Origin of the sequence: Halovenus anhuiensis (assembly GCF_037080055.1) — an archaeon.
GTDB lineage: Archaea > Halobacteriota > Halobacteria > Halobacteriales > Haloarculaceae > Halovenus.
Map to the genome: position 1 here is coordinate 208,129 of NZ_JBAOJI010000004.1, position 16,165 is coordinate 224,293.

Consider the following 16,165-nt stretch of genomic DNA (forward strand, 5'->3'; position numbering starts at 1 on the left):
ACGTATTCTGTGAGGAGAATGTCCTGCTTACTGATTCGATCGGATGTCGGCCGCAATCTCCTCCATCTCGTCGTCGGCTAGTTCCGCGCCGTCGAACAGCCGATGGATCGGGCCGACGTTGTCGTCGGCGAACCGGGGGATGATATGCCAGTGGACGTGTGGGACCTCCTGTCCGGCCTCCTCGCCGTTGTTGACGGCAACGGTGCTCGCGTCTGCGCCGACGGCAGCCTCGACGGCGGGGGCGATGTCGCTGATGATCCCGAAAATCTCGCCGGCCTCGTCGGCGGGCATGTCGTTCAATCGCTCGTAGGGGTGTTTCGGGATGACCAGCGTATGGCCCGGCGCGAGCGGATTCGCGTCGAGGAAGGCGTAGGTCGTCTCGTCCTCGTAGACGGTGTAGCTTGGAATCTCGCCGGCGATGATCTGCTCGAAGATGGTCGTGTCGTCGCTCATACCTGAACGTTACTCGCCTGCCAAATCAATATTACCCACCGCAGGTGTGCGATTCGGTCGTCAGATGGGCGGGGGTTTTTATTTCACGGTGCGAAGGTTGCAGTATGGCAGCGACGTTCGTCGGCGTCGACTGGAGCAATGAGGGGTGGCTCGCAGTCGCGTTCGACGGTGACGGCTACGACAACACCGAAGTGTTCGAAGAGATCGGTGAACTCTGGCAGCACTACGAGGAACGTGAACCACGGATTCTGATCAACATCCCAATCGGCCTGATCGAAAGCGGTGCCGAGCAGCGCCGCTGTGACGAACTGGCCAAGTCGGTGCTCGGCCCACTGCAGTCGGCGGTGCTGACGCCGCCGGTGAGAGAGGCCACGCGTAAGCGGCGATATCCGGCCGCCAAGCGGGTCAACGAACGCAAGAGCGGAAACACGCTCTCGAAATCGGCGTTTGCGATCAGCGACAAGATTGCGGCCGTCGACGACCTGTTGCGGAACGTCCCGGAGGCGCGGACGGCGTTTCGAGAGTCACACTCCGAAGTCTGTTTCCGCGCGCTGGCTGGCGAACCACTCCAGTACTCCAAGCGGAAGGCCGGCGGCTACGCCGAGCGGATGCGGATTCTCGCCAGCCACGACGCCGATGCCCCACCGGTCGTCCAGGCCGTCGCCGAGGCCACCGGCGGCGCTGCTGTCGCCATCGACGACGTGATCGACGCCGTCGTCCTCGCGTACACCGCGCGGCCGGCCAGCGCACCGCTTCGCTCGCTGCCGCCCGATCCGCCGACCGACGGCAAGGGATTACCGATGGAAATCGTCTATCGCGCCCCCGACCCGCTCGTCGACGAGTCGACAGAGTGAGGTAGCCGCTGGTTCTCAGAGCAGACGAAGCGGTCGGAAGATCGATGACACGGACACATCCCGTCAGACGGCTCGAACCAATCGTCCTCGTCGCTATCGGTGGCTTTGCCGGGGCGAACCTGCGGTACTTCGTCGAACTGCTCGTTCCCGCGACGCTCGTCGCGACGGCACTGGTCAATATCCTCGGAAGTTTGGCACTCGGATTCATCTTCTACGAAAACCAGTTCGCCGGGCGGATCTCCGGATCGGCGCGGCGCGTCCTCGCGACTGGCTTTCTCTCCTCGTTTACGACCTACAGCACGTTCGTCGTCGATGCGGCGATGGCCGAGCCAGCGGTTGGGGCGGTCTACGTGGTCGGCAGTTACGCACTCGGGTTTGTCGGCGTCCTCCTCGGGCGAGGACTGGCAGGGCTGGCCGGGGGTGAGACCTGATGGATATTCCACCGGCACAACTCGTCGGCGCTGGCGGTGCACTCGGTGCCGTCCTGCGGTATCTCGTCGGCGAGTTCGTTCCGAGTGAGCGGTTTCCTTTCGGCACGCTTGCGGTCAACGTCCTCGGGAGTTTCGCGCTCGGCGTCGTGACCGTCGCCGCGGCCTCGACGGACATCGTCCTGTTCGTCGGCATCGGGATCTGTGGCTCCTTTACGACCTACTCGTCGTTTTCGGTCGAAACCGTACGGCTGTGGGAGTCGGGAAGTCGACTCCGTGCTGCGATCTACGCGGTCGGAACGCTCTGTCTGTGTCTGCTCGCCGTGGGGGTAGCATGGGGCGTGGTATCACTCGTTGGCGGGCGCTAACATTCCTCCAGTGCACAACCGCCCCGAGAATTATGGGCGCGGCGCGCGCACACGAGAACATGACACGGACAGCAGTCATCGCCGGCGTCGGTCCCGGACTCGGAGAGTCACTCGCGCGGAAGTTCATCGACGAGGGCTGTCAGGTCGGGCTGTTCGCCCGCTCGACGGGCTATCTCGAAGAACTCTCCGCGGAACTCGGCGAGCAAGCGGTCGCCGTCCCGACGGATATCACCGACGAACAGCGTGTCGAGGAAGCCTTCGACGACGTTCGGGAGGCGTTCGGTCCCGTGGATATCCTCGTCAATCACGCCAGCGGCGCGGCCTGGAAAGGCCTGCGCGATATCTCACCAGGGGAGTTCGAGCAGGCCTGGCGCGTCTCCGCACAGGGTGCGCTGCTGTGCTCCCAGCAAGCGGTCGCGGATATGGACGACGGTGGGACGATCATCTTCACCGGAGCCACCTCCGCAGTTCGGGGCCGGGGCGGGGCCGTCGGCTTCAGCGCCGCGAAATTCGCCGTCCGCGGGATGGCCGAATCGATGGCCCGCGAACTCGGCCCGGAGGGAATTCACGTCGCACACGTCGTCCTCGACGGCCAGATCAACACGCCGGCGCTCCGACAACAAAATCCGAATCGGGACGAAGACTCGCTACTCGACCCGGATGAAATCGCCGAATCGTACTGGCATCTCGTCGAACAGGACGAGACCACGTGGACGCTCGAACTCGATCTGCGCCCCGCTGTCGAGGAGTTCTAAGACATCAGTCGCTGGTGTTCGGGCTTCATACAGCGGTCCTGCACGACTCGCTTGCCGGCCTGTTCGGCGTGTTCGACCGCCTCGTCGTCGTGGATCCCCAGTTGCAGCCAGATGACCTCCACGTCCTCGCGGTCGAGGGCGCTGTCGACTATGTCGCTTACCTCCTCGCTCGGGCGGAACACGTCGACGATATCGATATCGCCCGGAACCTCTTCGAGTGAGTCGTAGACATCCTTGCCGAGGATTTCGTCTGCATAGGGATTGACGGGAACGATATCGTATCCCTGCCGATCCAGATAGCTCGGAATGTCGTGGGCGTCTTTCCCGGGCGTGCTCGAACACCCGACAACGGCCACGCGGTCGTATTCGAGAATGGAACGAAGTTCGTCGTCGTCAGTGACTGGCATACGTCGATAACAAACGCCGGAGAGTCACAAAGAAGTTGTGCCACGCTATTTATGACCAAGAGGCTGTCCGGGAGCGTCCGCGGTACAGGCCGAGAGACCAGCGAGTGAGCAGGCGAGCGATCCACCGGGACAGCGGATCTCGTGGGATCTGCCCGTTGGCTAACGAAAGACAACTCAGAATCGACTCAATATACGTATTAGACAGAATTCAAACAGTGTAGAGATAATATCATATGATTCGTGTTCACGTAACTCGGTCGTTGGAAAACGTGACTATACAAAATAATCACCGGCTCTAGGAATATATAATATAAATATTTAGAAAAATATCGGGGAGAAAGATAACAGATAGCCATATCCTACGCAGTGAGTCGAGCGAGCCCGTTTGGGACAGTATATCTCATTTGTTATAGTATCGCAAGTTGTGGCGATTTCCAATACTTTATGCCCTGGGCAACCGACGTAATAAACACATGAGTCAAAGGGTGGAACGATCCCGTCTCCAGGAGGAGTTCCCGGATCCCGAGGTCGCCGACAACGTTGTGTACAACCCGACATTCGAGCAGTTGCGGGAGTACGCGAGCCACGACGAGCGGACGACCGAGTACGGAAGTCCGCGGTACGTGAGCGAGCAGAAATCCCGGAGCGCGGACCAGACGAAAAACCTGATCGACGACGAGTTCGACGACGCCGACTGGGAAGCGATTACCGACGCGCTCGATTCCGTCGAAGGCAGCGAACTGATCTGTCTCGACCGGCAGGTCGGCAGACATGAAGAGACGGCCTTTACGTGCCGACTGTTCGTGCCCAAAGAGTACTCGCGGATCGCGCTGGCGTGGGGGAAACTTCTCGAACCCGCGTCGGGCGAACCGGATTTCCAGACGCTTCAGTTGCCGGAGTGGGACGAACAAGACGACAATCAGCGTCGTATCCGCGTCCTGCCGGAGGAAGGGCTGACCTTCGTCCTCGGCAGCGATTACACGGGCGAGGCCAAGAAGTCGTTCCTGCGGCTGTTCATGCGCCGAGCGAAAGAGCAGGGGGGGCTCGGCATTCACGCAGGGAGCAAACGCGTCACCATCGAGGACGACGGCGAACTCACGACGGTCGGACAGGCTTTTCTCGGGCTGAGCGCGACGGGAAAATCGACGCTGACCGGCCACGGCTGTTGGCTCGACGAACCGGAAGGGACGGAGATGCTACAGGACGATGTCTGTGCACTGCTGCCCGACGGGCAGGTCACCGGCAGTGAGGGCAACGGCCTATACATCAAAACCGACGGGCTGGACGAAGACGAGCAGCCAGCCCTGTACGACGCCGCGACGCAGGACGAGGCGGTCTTCGAGAACGTCTGGGTCGACGAAGACGGCACCGTCGACTTCGACAACACCGAACTGACCGCCAACGGGCGAGCCGTGATCCGACGTGAGGATCTCTCCTCGGCCTCGGAGGATATCGACATGACCGAGGGTGTCGATCAGATTTTCTTCATCACACGCAACCCCGCCATGCCGCCGGTCGCCCGACTTGACGACCGGCAGGCAGCCGTCGCCTTCATGCTCGGCGAGTCGATCCAGACCAGCGCCGGCGACCCCGACGCTGCCGGCGAATCCATCCGCGTCGTCGGGACGAATCCGTTCATCATCGGCCCGGAGGGCGAAGAAGGCAACCGCTTCCGGGAACTCATCGCCGAGAACGATGTCGAGTGTTTCGTCATCAACACCGGCTACGTCGGCCCGAGCAAGGCAGATATCGGCGTCCGTGAGTCGGTGAGTATTCTCGTCGGTGTGGCCCGCGACGAAATCGAGTGGCGCGCCGACGACACCTTCGGCTTCGAGGTGCCCGAAGAGGTGCCCGGAATCGACGTCGAACCGTTCTATCCGCCGACCCACTACGAGGACTTCGAGGACGAACTACAGTCGCTTCGCGCGGAGCGTCGCTCCTATCTCGAACAGTTCGAGAACCTCTCGGAAGAGATCATCGACGCCGTCTACTGAAAACGAGCGCAGTTTTACTGCTTATCCGCCGGTGACCGGCGGGAACATCGCGAGTTCGTCGACATCGGAAAGATCCGTCTCCCAGCCCGCTGCAGAGTGGAACGGATCCTCGCCGTCACAGAGCACGCGCAGATGATCCTGCAGCGTGTCGTCGTCGTCGAGCACCTGCGATTCGAGTTCCGGATGAGCCGAAAGCAGCGCGTCGACGGCATCACGCAGCGTCGGCTCCTCGGCATCGACGGTGATTTCGAGAACGTTGTCACCGACAGTCTCCGAGAGCGTGGCGAACAGTTTCCATCGCATACCTGAGCAAAACGCACCCAGCGCAAAGAGGATTACTCGTCCTGTCGATCACTCGTCGAGACGCATATCCCCACCCGGACTGTCCGACACGTCGTCCTCCCAGTCCGCATCTCCCGACTCGAACTCCTCTTTCAGTTGGGCGAAAGATGTCCCACCGCCGCCACCCCCGCTGTCGTCATCGTCCTCCTCAGCGTCGTCGCCCTCGTCTTCGTCGTCATCCTCGTCATCCGTCTCTTCGTCGTCCTCGATCTCCTCGTCGTCATCCTCGTCGACATCCGAAAACAGTCCGTCCTCCTCGGAGAGATCCAGTTCCGAGACATCTTCTTCCTCGTCGTCGTCGAGATCGAGGTCACCGAGATCGTCCGAGATGGCGTCGTCGGCCTCGCCCTGCAGATCGTCGTCGATATCGATCCCGCCGAGGTCGTCGCTTCCGGTGTCTTCGCGTTCGTCCTCGTCGTCATCGAAGCTGATGTCCGCCTCGTCGAGGCTGACCAGTCCGTCGTCATCGTCCTCGGCGTCCTCAGCCGAGTCCGTCTGCTCGTCGTCGGCGAAGGCAATTTCGATATCGTCAGATTCGGGCAGTTCGTCGTCCGTCTGTTCCTCGGGCGCTGATTGCTGCGGTGGTGACGATTCCGGGTCGGTGGTCGGCTGCTGGTCGGTCTCGCCCTCGTCCCAGTCGGCATCGCCGGACTCGAATTCGGATTTGAGTTCGTCGAAGGAGGCGGTATCGCTGCTGGTGTCGGTCGCCTCAGTTGGTTCCGTCGGTTCCGCCTGGGCGGGTTCGGCGGAATCGTCTGCCGGTTCGGCCGTCTCGGCCGGCTGGTCGCTCTCCTCGAAGTTGGCTTTGATCTCTTTGAACGAGTCCGAGTCAGCTTTTCCGCTGATCGACTCGTCCGCAGCGTCCGGCTCGGATGGCGGTTCGTCCGCGATATCGGGCTCAGATGACGGCTCGTCTGTTAGGTCGGGCGCGGACGATTGGTCGTCTGCTCCATCCGAGCCGTCGTCGGTGGCGGGCAATCCGTCCTCGCCGGTGGATTCCTCCCGGGCGGTTGCGGTGGGATCCGCAGTCTGGATTCCTTCCGTGGGTTCGGTCGCGTCGGTCGCAAGTCCTTCTGTGCTCGCAACGGAGGGATCGAGCGCCGTCGCGCCGTCTTCGAGGCATCGGAGGTTCCCCGGGGTCGCGATCACGAAGAGGAGATCACCCGGCGCGAGGCGATACTCGCGGTCGGGGAACGGCACCGGGTCGCCGTCGTCGGGACGGATCGCCGTGATCGTCAGATCGACCGCGCCGACAGGCAACCCGTGCAGCGGGCTGCCGGCCTCGACAGTCACAGTACTAAAGGTCTCCTCGGCCGCCCGGAGCAGCGAGGCGAACTCGCGGTCGGGGCGGTCGTTGACCGGCAGCGTGACGAGGCGATAGCGCCGCGTCGGGTCGACTTTCGGCGTGTCTGCGGCGTCGATGGCAATCGTGACCACGTCGTCGGCGACGCCGCGTAACTCACCGGTACAGACCCGTTGCATCGAGTCGGGTTCCCAGACCTGCACGATGTCGCCGGTGCTGGCCGAAAAGCCGGGATCTGCCCGGACCGCGACGGCGTTGGTCGCCGGCGGCAGCGTCGCGCCGATGCCGGCCGCGCGAGTGCCGACCGCGAGTGAGACGAGAGTACCGTACTCGTCGAAGCGCATGTCAGCGACGGCGATGCCGTAATCCGACCGCAACTGCTCGCTGATGCGCGTTTCGAGTTCGTCGACGGTCAGCCCGCGCGGGAAAACAAATTGCGTGCTGGCGAGATCCTCTTTGGTTTTGTGAGGGATCGGATCGTAGCCGGGGGCATCTTCGATGGTCGCCGGCAGCGAAACCGTCGTCACCTGTCCCACAGTCTGTGCGAGTTGGCTCACGTCCGCGCTGGCCTCGTGTGTCGGCGACCAGACGAGCACCTCCACTCCGAACCGATCACCGACGGCCCGTCCAAGCGCCGCACCACCGACACCACCCACGAGGCCGCCGATGTCGAACAGCGATGCCGCTAGCTGAGAGGGATCGGTCTCGTCGAGGAGCACTTCCAGTGCCGGGGCAGTTCCGAGATAGAGTGCAACGACCGAGACACCGACAGCGACGGCGAGCCAGCCGGGGATTTTCTCCTCCGCGAGCGACCGATAGACCAGTGCTGCTACCGCGGCCGGCAGCGTCGCCATGGCGGCGATTCCGAGCAGTTGTGTCGTGATCGAAGCTGCACTCTCGACGGTCGAGACCGTCGTGAGCGCGACGCTCATCGGCGTTCACCTCCGCGACCGTCAGCGAGTTGGCGCGATCGCATCAGACACCACCCGACTCGAAGGCCGTGAGATTCTCCCGCGTTCCCGCGGCGAACAGTTCGTCACCGGTTTCGAGTCGCGTCTCGCCGTCTGGGGCGATCAGCCACCCCTGGTCTTTCCTGACCGCCAGCACCGCAACGTCGTGTTCGTCTCTGAGATCCGACCGACCGAGCGTCTGTCCGTCGAGGCGGCCCCCCGAACGGACGGCGATCCGCTGGATCCGGTGGCCCGCACGGCGAAGCATCGAGACGACTTCGTACTCGCGGTCGAGTTCGCGGGACTCGACGACGATTTTCGTCTCCGACGCACGCAGCAGCGGTTGCACGTCCGTCCGCGTGACTGCGACGGTGATCTGTCCCTCGCCGCCGTCGGTGGTCGGCGTCCGAACCTGTCGCGGAACGTCCTCCTCGTCAGCGACGCCGTCGTCGAGACGTGGCTCGATATCGGGCTCGTTTTCGTCGTGGTCGGCGGCCGGACCCGAGGACTGTGCACTGATGACTGTCCCGCGGACCTGCGCGCCGGGCGTGATGACCGTCACCTCGTCGCCGCGAGCGATGCCGGTCGGAACGAGTCCGGAGACGGAGACGGCGTGACGGCCGCCGCCGACGCGTTTCGAGAGCCCCGAAAAGGGTGGCGCGGCGGCGACCTGCGCCCGCCCTCGGTCGTCGATATCGACCTCCGCAGTCGCGAGGTCATAGGTCGTTTCCAGTCGGTCCTCGACGCGGCGCTGTAGTTCTGAGAGCCGCAGATCGGCCGGCAACTCGAACTCGGCGTTGCTGATCTCGGCACGCAGTTCCTCGGGGAGTGCGGGATAGCCGTCCACATCGGCCACCGCACCGACGACCCGAATCCGGACTTCGGCGCCGTCGTCGATCAGTTCCGCTCTGTCGGTCGAAACCCCCTGCCCGGCGAACTCGGTGATCGAGAGCCGTCGCGGGAACTCCTCGGCCGCCGTGTCGCCCTTGCTGTGGGCATACAGCGCGACGGTGACGACGAGAATGCCAGCCAGTGCGAGTCGGAGGGGTCCGGCCGCAGTGAGCGTGGGTTCGCCGACGACCCAGAGCACCGCCCCGTTGAGAGCGGCGACCGCGAGTCCGAGTCCCACCGCGCCCGCACGCGACAGCGACAGTCCCTCCCGATAGCGAAAGCCAAAACTGGCCGCCCAGACCGCCAGCGCCGGGAAAATACCGACGAGGGCACCGAGGTAGAGCCCGAGCAACACGTCGACGGGCAGGGATACCATACATCAACTGCACGCAGGGACCTTCAAATAACTTTCTGCGCGCCTATCAGCGGCTGAAAAGAGAGTTCGAGCGAGCAGTGCCAGAATTGGCCCGAGCACAGCAGTCAGTCTGGTCACACCAGTGTCTGAGAACTGGCCTATCGAAACCGGACAGTAGCTATTTGGCGAACCGATCCGTACTGGAACGCATGGCCCTCAAACACGATCTCGCGAACGGCATCATCTCGCTGGTCATCGGCGTCGCAATCACCAAACTGACTGCAAACGAGGAGGACGGCCCCTACGACCTCTCAGAGGTGTTGTTGTCGGTCGCCGTCGCCTCCTTCTTTTCGGGGTTCTTTACGAGCTATTTCGTAAAGGAGTGAGTTGATCGGCCATCACGACCGCCGCCACTCCCTGAGTTCGCCGTCGACGGTCACCTCTTCGCCGACATTCTCGAAAGACACGCCGCCGTACGCGAGGCTACTGTCCGGCCCCACGTAGAGTCCTGCATCGCCACAGTCGGCCGCGCGAGCGGTTGTGAGCGTCGCGTCGGCGTTCGTTCGGAATCGGAGCGCCTGGGATGACGCCCCGCGTGCCGTGACGGTGCTCAGTTTGAGATCGGCCATATCGTCGAACAGGATCGAGTTCTCGAACTGGCCTTCGACCAAAATATTCGATATTTCCGCCTCGTCGAAGCCGCTCGCGTACAGTCCGGATCCACCCGCGAGGCTGCTGTCTTCGGTTCTGATCGTAACGTTGTCGATGGTCAATCCGTGGCGGCCACTCTCGATCTCTCCAAGTGAGATCCCACGAGCATTTTCGAGACAGGAGACACCGTCGACCGTTAGGTCGGTAACTTCCTCGCCCGTGTCTGCTCTGATCGCCGAATGCTGACAGCCGGTGATTCGGCCCTCGGTGATCGTGATCGATTCCGCCCCCTCGCGGTGGATACGGACACCGTACTCCGGACCGTTCTCGGGAGCAATCTCGAAATCGGTGAGCGTACAGTTCTGCACGGGGGTCCCGTCGGCCGTCGCGTACGTGCTCGCGTCACCGTCCCAGATACCGTTGGCGTCCGTGCCGGGGATCTGGTTGTCGAACTGGACCGGTGCGTCAGCGTCGTCGTCTCGGCCACCCTGTGTCGCTCGAAACCCGTCGATGGTGACGTGTCTGCTGGAGACGATATCGAGGTGGTGATAGTAGATCCGATCGCCGTGAATATTCTCGAACCGGACGTTCTCTGCGTGGGCTGGCATAATGCCGTTCGACTCCGGTGAATCGATCCGAAGATTCCGGACTGCCCAGTTCGAGGCCCCCTCGTACCCCGGCGAATCGAACCCGCGATTCGAGAGGAGTGCCCGACCAGTCGGGCCATCGGGTCGAACCCCCTCGAAGACCGTCGAATGGCCGGCACCTTCGATGATCGTGCTGTCTCCGATCAACGGCGTCCGCTCGAAGCGATATCTCCCCGGCGGGAAGTAGACGATGCCACCACCGGCTTCCGCCACCGTGCCGAGGAGTTCGTGGACGGCCTGACCAACCTCGTGCTCGCCATCGCCCTCGATGCCGTGGGCCTCGACGTTCCAGACCGGTGTTTTCTTCGAGTGCGCGTGGTCGAACTGGGCCGTCTCGAACGAACTCGTGCCCGGCACCTGCTGTGTCTCGCTTCCGGTACCGCTAAAATGCACCCAGTCGTCGGCCTTCTCGTCCCACCGCCACGTGATTCCCTGCTCGATGACGTGGAACAGTTCGTCGTCGTGCTCGCCGCGGTCCGGCCGCTCGTCGAGTGAGCCGCGCTCGATTGCGTACTCGTCGACTGCTTCGACAGTGTCAGTGTGATCCCACTGTGGATCACCCTGCTCAAAGATACCTAAATCCAAACGCGGCGTCTCGTCACTCATCGCTGCTGTACTGTGCTCCGTAGGCCGCGCCGTACTCGTACTGAATCTCTTCGGAGTCGCTGCGCTGTCCACAGCCCGCAAGTCCGACACAGCCGGCCGAAACCGCGAGGAGGAGTTCTCGCCGGTTCGGTCGTAGTCTGTCCATACTACCGTGACAGGCCGTGGCTATCAAAATAGTTTGCACCCACCGGCCGCACAATGGGTACTCGAACAGTAGCCTCAGTCGTCGTCGGCGGCGGTCTGGTCGCTGTCGTCCGAGCCGACCGGTGCACTCTCCGGCGTCGGTAACTCCCGGTCCGACCGCGGCCCGGCTAGCTCCACGTCGGGGAGCAGATCACGCAGATACTCCCCAGTGTACGAGCCCTCAGTCCGGGCGACTTCCTCCGGCGTCCCGCTGGCGACGATCTGACCGCCGGCCTCGCCACCCTCCGGCCCCAGATCGAGGATGTTGTCGGCGTTTTTCACCAGATCGAGTTCGTGTTCGATCACGACCACCGTGTTGCCTTCGTCGGTCAGTCGGTGGAGCACGTCGATCAGTTTCCGCTCGTCTTCGGGGTGGAGACCGGTCGTCGGCTCGTCCAGCAGATACAGCGTCTCGCCGGTGTCTTTCTTGCCGAGTTCTTCGGCGAGTTTGACACGCTGGGCCTCACCGCCGGAGAGGGTCGTCGAGGGCTGACCCAGCCGCATGTAGCCCAGCCCGACATCCTTCAGGAGTTTCAGCCGCCGGCGGAGTTGGCTGTGACTCTCGAAGAAGTCATAGGCCTCCTCGACGCTCATGTCCAGCACGTCGGCGATGGTTTTGTCCTTGAAGGTGACCTCCAGCGTCTCGTCGTTGTACCGCGCGCCGCCACACTCCTCGCAGGGGACGGTCACGTCCGAGAGGAAGTTCATATCGATTTTGACCGTGCCCTGCCCGCCACAGGCCTCACAGCGACCGCCCTTCACGTTGAAAGAAAACCGGCCCTTCTCGTAGCCGCGGCGGTTGGCCACGTCGGTCTGGGCGAACAGTTCCCGGACGTAATCGAAGACGTTGGTGTAGGTCGCGGGATTGGACCGCGGCGTCCGGCCGATGGGTGACTGGTCGATCAGTCGGACAGTCTCGATCTGATCGAGACCCTCGATGGCGTCGTGTTCGCCCGGATCGACGCTCGTGTTGTCGTTCATCTCGCGAGCGAGTCCCTTGTAGAGCACGTCGTGCATCAGCGTCGATTTTCCGGAGCCAGAGACGCCAGTGATCGCCGTAAAGCAGCCGACCGGGAGCTCTACGTCGAGATCCTTGAGGTTGTGCTGGCGCGCGCCGCGGATGGTGATCGTGCCGTCGGGGTCGCGGCTCGCGGGTCCGTCGTCCCCGCTCGCTCCTTCCGTGCCTTCCCGCTGGTCAGGCACGCGACGAGAGTCGGGCACCGGAATCACTTTCTCGCCGGAGAGATACTCGCCGGTGGCGCTGTCCTCGCAGTCGAGAACATCCTCGTAACTCCCGTTGACGACGATTTCGCCGCCGCGTTTGCCCGGCCCGGGCCCCATGTCGATGATGTTGTCCGCGCGGCGCATCGTCTCGGTATCGTGTTCGACCACGAGCAGCGTGTTCCCGAGATCCCGGAGTTCTGCGAGCGTGTTCAGCAGGCGGTCGTTGTCGCGCTGGTGCAACCCGATCGAGGGCTCGTCGAGGACATAGAGCACGCCGACGAGGCCGCTGCCGATCTGTGTGGCCAGCCGAATCCGCTGGCTCTCGCCACCCGAAAGCGTGGAAGCCTCCCGGTCGAGCGTGAGGTAATCGAGGCCGACTTCGGTCATGAACCCGAGTCGCGCTCGGATCTCCTTGAGAATCTCCTCGGCGATCTTTCGGTCGCGCTCGGACATCGTCTCTTCCATCTCCTCGAAGTGTGCCAGCGCGTCGCCGATGGACATCCGATTGACCTCGGTGATGGAAGTTCCATTCACGAAGACGGCGCGGGACTCGGCCTTCAGTCGGGTCCCCTCGCACTCCGGGCAGGTAGTGACGGCCATGTACTCCTCGATGTGCTCGCGTGCGCGGTCGCTGTCGGTTTCGACGTGGCGGCGTTCGAGGTTCGGGATGACCCCCTCGAAGCGCTCGGTCTTCTCCCGCGTGCCGTTTTTCGTCGTCCACTCGAAGTGGACGCGGTCGTCGGTGCCGTAGAGGAACTGTCGCTGAATCTCTTCGTCCAGTTCCTCGAAGGGGGTGTCCAGCGAGATGCCGAAGTGCTCGGCGACGTTGTCCAGTTGACGGGAGTAGTAGGTGCGGTTGTAGCTCCAAGGCTCAAAGACGTTTTTCAGGGGTTTCGAGGGATCCTGAATCACCAGATCCTCGCTGACCTCCTTCGTCGAGCCGATCCCCTCACATTCCGGGCAGGCCCCGTGTGGACTGTTGAACGAGAAGGAGCGAGTTTCGATTTCACTGATATCGATGTGGCAGTGACTGCAGGCCAGATCCTCCGAGAACTCGACGACGCGGCGGTCCTCGCGTTCTTCGTCCGCGAGATCGCCGGTCGAGCGTGCACTCGCGCCACCCACGTCGAGATCCTCGGGTGGGTCGGGGAAGATCACTTTGAGCACACCGTCCGCTTCGTCGAGAGCCGTCTCGACGGAGTCGGTGATGCGAGAGCGTTCGTCCTCGCTGAGTTTCACGCGGTCGACGACAACGTCGACGGTGTGGTCGTAGTTCTTGTCCAGATCGGGCGTCTCGACGGTGAGGTCGAACCGTTCGCCGTCGACCTCGACGCGGGTGTACCCCTCGCTGACGAGGTCGTCGAACAGGTCCTCGAACTCGCCTTTCTGGTCGCGGACGACTGGCGCGCAGATCTTCGCTCGGGTGCCCTCCGGTGCGTCCAGCAGCCGTCTGACCATCTGCTGGGCACTCTGTTCGTCGACTTCTCGGCCACACTCCGGACAGTGCGGGGTGCCGACCCGAGCGTACAGAAGCCGGAGATAGTCGTGCAGTTCAGTGACGGTACCGACCGTCGAGCGAGGGTTGTTGGCGGCGTTTTTCTGGTCGATCGAGATCGCAGGCGAGAGCCCTTCGACGTTCTCGACCTGCGGTTTGTCCATCTGGCCGAGGAAGTTCCGGGCGTAAGCGGATAGCGATTCGATGTACCGTCGCTGGCCTTCGGCGTAGACCGTGTCGAACGCCAGCGAGGACTTCCCCGATCCCGACAGCCCCGTGACGACGGTCAGTTCCTCGCGTGGAATCTCTACGTCCACGTCCTTGAGGTTGTTCTCTGTCGCCCCGCGGACCTCGATAATATCGCGGCTCATTCGTTACCCAAGCCACGGACTACGGTACCGAAACGCTGTCGATTCGCGCTGCCCGCAGTTCGTCCACTGACGACGTCATCTGAGATCCTCACTCGGTTCCGGTACTTACGCTATAAACCACAAAAACAAGATGAACGTGTGAGTTTTAGGACGATAGAACTACAATTACGATTTAGTCTGGGTAAATACTTAGTGATACCAATACTATTACGTCGGTATGAATCGGAGTACGCGAGACACGACTGCAGCGCCGTCGATGGGACGACGGTGTGAAACCTGCGGGGGAGACACGCAGCGATGACGAAACGCCACGTCGATGTGCCAGCGGAGGTGCGGGCGGAAATCGACAGAACGATCAAAGATGTCGACAGCCGACTCGCAGCGGAAGAGACGGCTGCCGTCGTCGGCGAGGTGCTCGCCGACCTGTTTGGCGATTCCGAGGAATACGGCCGGTATCAGCGGGGAGAGTCGCTGCCGCCGATGACGCGGATGCGGGTCGGCAGCTACGATCCGCGCAACGCCCTGGTCGAAACCGAACACTGGGCGGAGCAGGAGCTCTCGAAGCTCCGCGAGAGCAAGTGTCTCCGCTATCTCTGGGCGGGGTTCGACCGTTCGCCACTCGCGAACAACATCGCCTTCGCACTTCCGTTCCGGCAGATGCTCGCGAATCACCTCTTCGCCGACGCTGGCGAGGAGTTGCGGCTGTTCGGCGGGATCAAAATCCAGTGCGGCCACAACATCGAGATGGGCGACAACACCGTCGTCCACAACGACGTGCTGCTCGACGACCGCGGGAAACTCACAATCGGCGAGCGCGTCTCCATCGCGGACAACTGCCACATCCACACGCACGCACACGACACCGTCGACCAGACCGACGTGACGACCTACGAGACGATTCTCGAAGACGATGTGCGACTGGGCTACGGATCGATGATCAGCGCTGGCTGTCGGATCGGCGAGAACGCGATGATCGGTGCCGGAGCGAAACCGCTCGGCGACGTGCCGGCCCACCACATCGCCGCCGGTGCGCCCGCAAAGAGCGTCAAGATCAAACCGGGCTGGGAGTCCGTCGCGGCCGACCTCGGCCCACTCGAGGACAACAGAGAGCAGCGCCAACTCGGCCGGGAGTTCCCGGAACCGTTCGAGGAGTACGACGAGTTCGGCCGTGATCTCTCCGCGCCCGGCGAGGGCTGAGCGTCTCAGTCCGTGCCCGAGTCGGTCGCCCTGTCGTTCTTGTTCACTGTATCGCCCCGCCACGAGTAGACGCTGGCTTCGCTATCTCCAGCGATCGGTGTGGGATCCTCGGACCGGCGGTCGTCGATGTAGTCGGTGATATCAGACAGTAGGTCCTCGGGTGTCGTTCGATCCGCCCAGCAGTGATACCCCTTCGCTGGCGTCCGAATTTCGAGGCGGTTCGAGAAGAAGCCAGTGTGGTAGGAAACCCAGGCGATAGCGTCGTGTGGGATGCTATACGTCTGATCGTCACCGTCCTGTCCCACCAGACAGATCATCCGTCGCCCCGTGATCATGATCACTGTGCCCCGGTCCGAGTCGGGCGAAACTGTGTTCCCTTTGGTTCCCAGTCCGATACCCTTCTTGTTGTTTGTCAGAATATACGCCGGACTCTCGCTTTCGTCGAGATAGTCGATGGGCGGATCAACAGCGAGTCGTCCGTTCTCGAACTGGCGCTCGTCGTCCGCGAGGATATCTGTCGTTACCGAGTCGTCGGGGACCATCTGTGCGATGAGATTGGCACGGGTGAGTGTCGAATCAGTCATGGCAGGTGGTTCCGCATCTCCGAAGGCGCGTTCTCGCCCCCGGGAAGTACGTCTCCAGCGCGGAGTCTGTGCGGTACATTCATGAAGTCTATCCTTATATCATTAGA

Annotated in this window: 16 protein-coding genes; 7 read left to right on the forward strand and 9 right to left on the reverse strand. The window is 62.6% G+C overall.

Going from position 1 to position 16,165, the window contains the following annotated elements; translation table 11 throughout:
• Nucleotides 1–27: 27 nt before the first annotated feature.
• Nucleotides 28–453 carry an HIT family protein gene (locus tag V8P86_RS11940; RefSeq protein WP_336327497.1) on the reverse strand — a complete coding sequence of 142 codons (426 nt, stop codon included), beginning with the start codon at nucleotides 451–453 and terminating at the stop codon, nucleotides 28–30.
• A gap of 104 nt (nucleotides 454–557) precedes the next feature.
• Between V8P86_RS11940 and V8P86_RS11945 the strand changes: the two genes are divergently transcribed.
• From V8P86_RS11945 to V8P86_RS11960, 4 genes are read left to right on the forward strand one after another with little or no spacing between them, the layout of a single operon-like run.
• Nucleotides 558–1,307, forward strand: coding sequence for a DUF429 domain-containing protein (locus tag V8P86_RS11945; RefSeq protein WP_336327498.1), 750 nt, complete (start codon nucleotides 558–560; stop codon nucleotides 1,305–1,307).
• Nucleotides 1,308–1,351: 44 nt separating this feature from the next.
• Complete coding sequence (locus V8P86_RS11950) at nucleotides 1,352–1,738, forward strand: fluoride efflux transporter FluC (protein WP_336327499.1); 387 nt, start codon at nucleotides 1,352–1,354, stop codon at nucleotides 1,736–1,738.
• Complete coding sequence (gene crcB / locus V8P86_RS11955; protein WP_336327580.1) at nucleotides 1,735–2,103, forward strand: fluoride efflux transporter CrcB; 369 nt, start codon at nucleotides 1,735–1,737, stop codon at nucleotides 2,101–2,103. Before V8P86_RS11950 ends, crcB begins: the two co-directional genes overlap by 4 nt.
• A gap of 59 nt (nucleotides 2,104–2,162) precedes the next feature.
• Nucleotides 2,163–2,858, forward strand: a complete 696-nt coding sequence (locus V8P86_RS11960; RefSeq protein ID WP_336327500.1) for an SDR family NAD(P)-dependent oxidoreductase — start codon at nucleotides 2,163–2,165, stop codon at nucleotides 2,856–2,858.
• On the opposite strand, the gene V8P86_RS11965 is transcribed toward V8P86_RS11960, so the two are convergent.
• Entirely contained in the window at nucleotides 2,855–3,265 is a 411-nt protein-coding gene (locus V8P86_RS11965) for a CoA-binding protein (RefSeq protein WP_336327501.1), read from the reverse strand. The genes V8P86_RS11960 and V8P86_RS11965 overlap by 4 nt on opposite strands.
• A 473-nt stretch (nucleotides 3,266–3,738) precedes the next feature.
• Between V8P86_RS11965 and V8P86_RS11970 the strand changes: the two genes are divergently transcribed.
• Nucleotides 3,739–5,259 (forward strand): phosphoenolpyruvate carboxykinase (ATP), encoded by a 1,521-nt coding sequence (locus V8P86_RS11970; RefSeq protein ID WP_336327502.1) that lies wholly within the window; start codon nucleotides 3,739–3,741, stop codon nucleotides 5,257–5,259.
• A 21-nt stretch (nucleotides 5,260–5,280) separates the two neighbouring features.
• Here V8P86_RS11970 and V8P86_RS11975 read toward each other — a convergent pair whose 3' ends face one another.
• Genes V8P86_RS11975 through V8P86_RS11985 form a run of 3 tightly spaced genes read right to left on the reverse strand, consistent with a single transcriptional unit; the run spans nucleotide 5,281 to nucleotide 9,121 of the window.
• Nucleotides 5,281–5,562, reverse strand: coding sequence for a ubiquitin-like small modifier protein 1 (locus tag V8P86_RS11975; protein ID WP_336327503.1), 282 nt, complete (start codon nucleotides 5,560–5,562; stop codon nucleotides 5,281–5,283).
• Between the two features lie 48 nt (nucleotides 5,563–5,610).
• Nucleotides 5,611–7,836 carry a DUF8167 domain-containing protein gene (locus tag V8P86_RS11980; protein ID WP_336327504.1) on the reverse strand — a complete coding sequence of 742 codons (2,226 nt, stop codon included), beginning with the start codon at nucleotides 7,834–7,836 and terminating at the stop codon, nucleotides 5,611–5,613.
• Between the two features lie 43 nt (nucleotides 7,837–7,879).
• Nucleotides 7,880–9,121, reverse strand: coding sequence for a potassium channel family protein (locus V8P86_RS11985; RefSeq protein WP_336327505.1), 1,242 nt, complete (start codon nucleotides 9,119–9,121; stop codon nucleotides 7,880–7,882).
• Between the two features lie 188 nt (nucleotides 9,122–9,309).
• On the opposite strand from V8P86_RS11985, the gene V8P86_RS11990 reads away from it, so the two are divergent.
• Nucleotides 9,310–9,486, forward strand: a complete 177-nt coding sequence (locus tag V8P86_RS11990) for a hypothetical protein (RefSeq protein WP_336327506.1) — start codon at nucleotides 9,310–9,312, stop codon at nucleotides 9,484–9,486.
• A gap of 12 nt (nucleotides 9,487–9,498) precedes the next feature.
• Here V8P86_RS11990 and V8P86_RS11995 read toward each other — a convergent pair whose 3' ends face one another.
• The 3 genes from V8P86_RS11995 to uvrA all read right to left on the reverse strand — a co-directional run bounded on the left by V8P86_RS11995 (nucleotide 9,499) and on the right by uvrA (nucleotide 14,277).
• Nucleotides 9,499–11,004, reverse strand: a complete 1,506-nt coding sequence (locus tag V8P86_RS11995) for a glycosyl hydrolase family 28-related protein (RefSeq protein WP_336327507.1) — start codon at nucleotides 11,002–11,004, stop codon at nucleotides 9,499–9,501.
• A complete protein-coding gene (locus tag V8P86_RS12000) occupies nucleotides 10,997–11,149 on the reverse strand; it encodes a hypothetical protein (protein WP_336327508.1) in 153 nt (50 codons plus the stop codon). The genes V8P86_RS11995 and V8P86_RS12000 overlap by 8 nt, the downstream gene beginning before the upstream one ends.
• 74 nt (nucleotides 11,150–11,223) lie before the next feature.
• Nucleotides 11,224–14,277, reverse strand: a complete 3,054-nt coding sequence (gene uvrA, locus V8P86_RS12005; RefSeq protein WP_336327509.1) for an excinuclease ABC subunit UvrA — start codon at nucleotides 14,275–14,277, stop codon at nucleotides 11,224–11,226.
• Between the two features lie 297 nt (nucleotides 14,278–14,574).
• Between uvrA and V8P86_RS12010 the strand changes: the two genes are divergently transcribed.
• On the forward strand, nucleotides 14,575–15,474 hold the full coding sequence (locus tag V8P86_RS12010) for an acyltransferase (protein ID WP_336327510.1): 900 nt from the start codon (nucleotides 14,575–14,577) through the stop codon (nucleotides 15,472–15,474).
• A 5-nt stretch (nucleotides 15,475–15,479) separates the two neighbouring features.
• Here the strand turns inward: V8P86_RS12010 and V8P86_RS12015 are convergent, their stop codons facing one another.
• Complete coding sequence (locus V8P86_RS12015; protein ID WP_336327511.1) at nucleotides 15,480–16,058, reverse strand: hypothetical protein; 579 nt, start codon at nucleotides 16,056–16,058, stop codon at nucleotides 15,480–15,482.
• Nucleotides 16,059–16,165 lie beyond the last annotated feature (107 nt).

What these genes read in the sequence shown, in the direction of transcription:
- V8P86_RS11940 (WP_336327497.1), bottom strand. Translation starts at nt 453, where the DNA reads ATGAGCGACGACACGACCATCTTCGAGCAGATCATCGCCGGCGAGATT.
- V8P86_RS11945 (WP_336327498.1), top strand. Translation starts at nt 558, where the DNA reads ATGGCAGCGACGTTCGTCGGCGTCGACTGGAGCAATGAGGGGTGGCTC.
- V8P86_RS11950 (WP_336327499.1), top strand. Translation starts at nt 1,352, where the DNA reads ATGACACGGACACATCCCGTCAGACGGCTCGAACCAATCGTCCTCGTC.
- V8P86_RS11960 (WP_336327500.1), top strand. Translation starts at nt 2,163, where the DNA reads ATGACACGGACAGCAGTCATCGCCGGCGTCGGTCCCGGACTCGGAGAG.
- V8P86_RS11965 (WP_336327501.1), bottom strand. Translation starts at nt 3,265, where the DNA reads ATGCCAGTCACTGACGACGACGAACTTCGTTCCATTCTCGAATACGAC.
- V8P86_RS11970 (WP_336327502.1), top strand. Translation starts at nt 3,739, where the DNA reads ATGAGTCAAAGGGTGGAACGATCCCGTCTCCAGGAGGAGTTCCCGGAT.
- V8P86_RS11975 (WP_336327503.1), bottom strand. Translation starts at nt 5,562, where the DNA reads ATGCGATGGAAACTGTTCGCCACGCTCTCGGAGACTGTCGGTGACAAC.
- V8P86_RS11980 (WP_336327504.1), bottom strand. Translation starts at nt 7,836, where the DNA reads ATGAGCGTCGCGCTCACGACGGTCTCGACCGTCGAGAGTGCAGCTTCG.
- V8P86_RS11985 (WP_336327505.1), bottom strand. Translation starts at nt 9,121, where the DNA reads ATGGTATCCCTGCCCGTCGACGTGTTGCTCGGGCTCTACCTCGGTGCC.
- V8P86_RS11990 (WP_336327506.1), top strand. Translation starts at nt 9,310, where the DNA reads ATGGCCCTCAAACACGATCTCGCGAACGGCATCATCTCGCTGGTCATC.
- V8P86_RS11995 (WP_336327507.1), bottom strand. Translation starts at nt 11,004, where the DNA reads ATGAGTGACGAGACGCCGCGTTTGGATTTAGGTATCTTTGAGCAGGGT.
- V8P86_RS12000 (WP_336327508.1), bottom strand. Translation starts at nt 11,149, where the DNA reads ATGGACAGACTACGACCGAACCGGCGAGAACTCCTCCTCGCGGTTTCG.
- uvrA (WP_336327509.1), bottom strand. Translation starts at nt 14,277, where the DNA reads ATGAGCCGCGATATTATCGAGGTCCGCGGGGCGACAGAGAACAACCTC.
- V8P86_RS12010 (WP_336327510.1), top strand. Translation starts at nt 14,575, where the DNA reads ATGACGAAACGCCACGTCGATGTGCCAGCGGAGGTGCGGGCGGAAATC.
- V8P86_RS12015 (WP_336327511.1), bottom strand. Translation starts at nt 16,058, where the DNA reads ATGACTGATTCGACACTCACCCGTGCCAATCTCATCGCACAGATGGTC.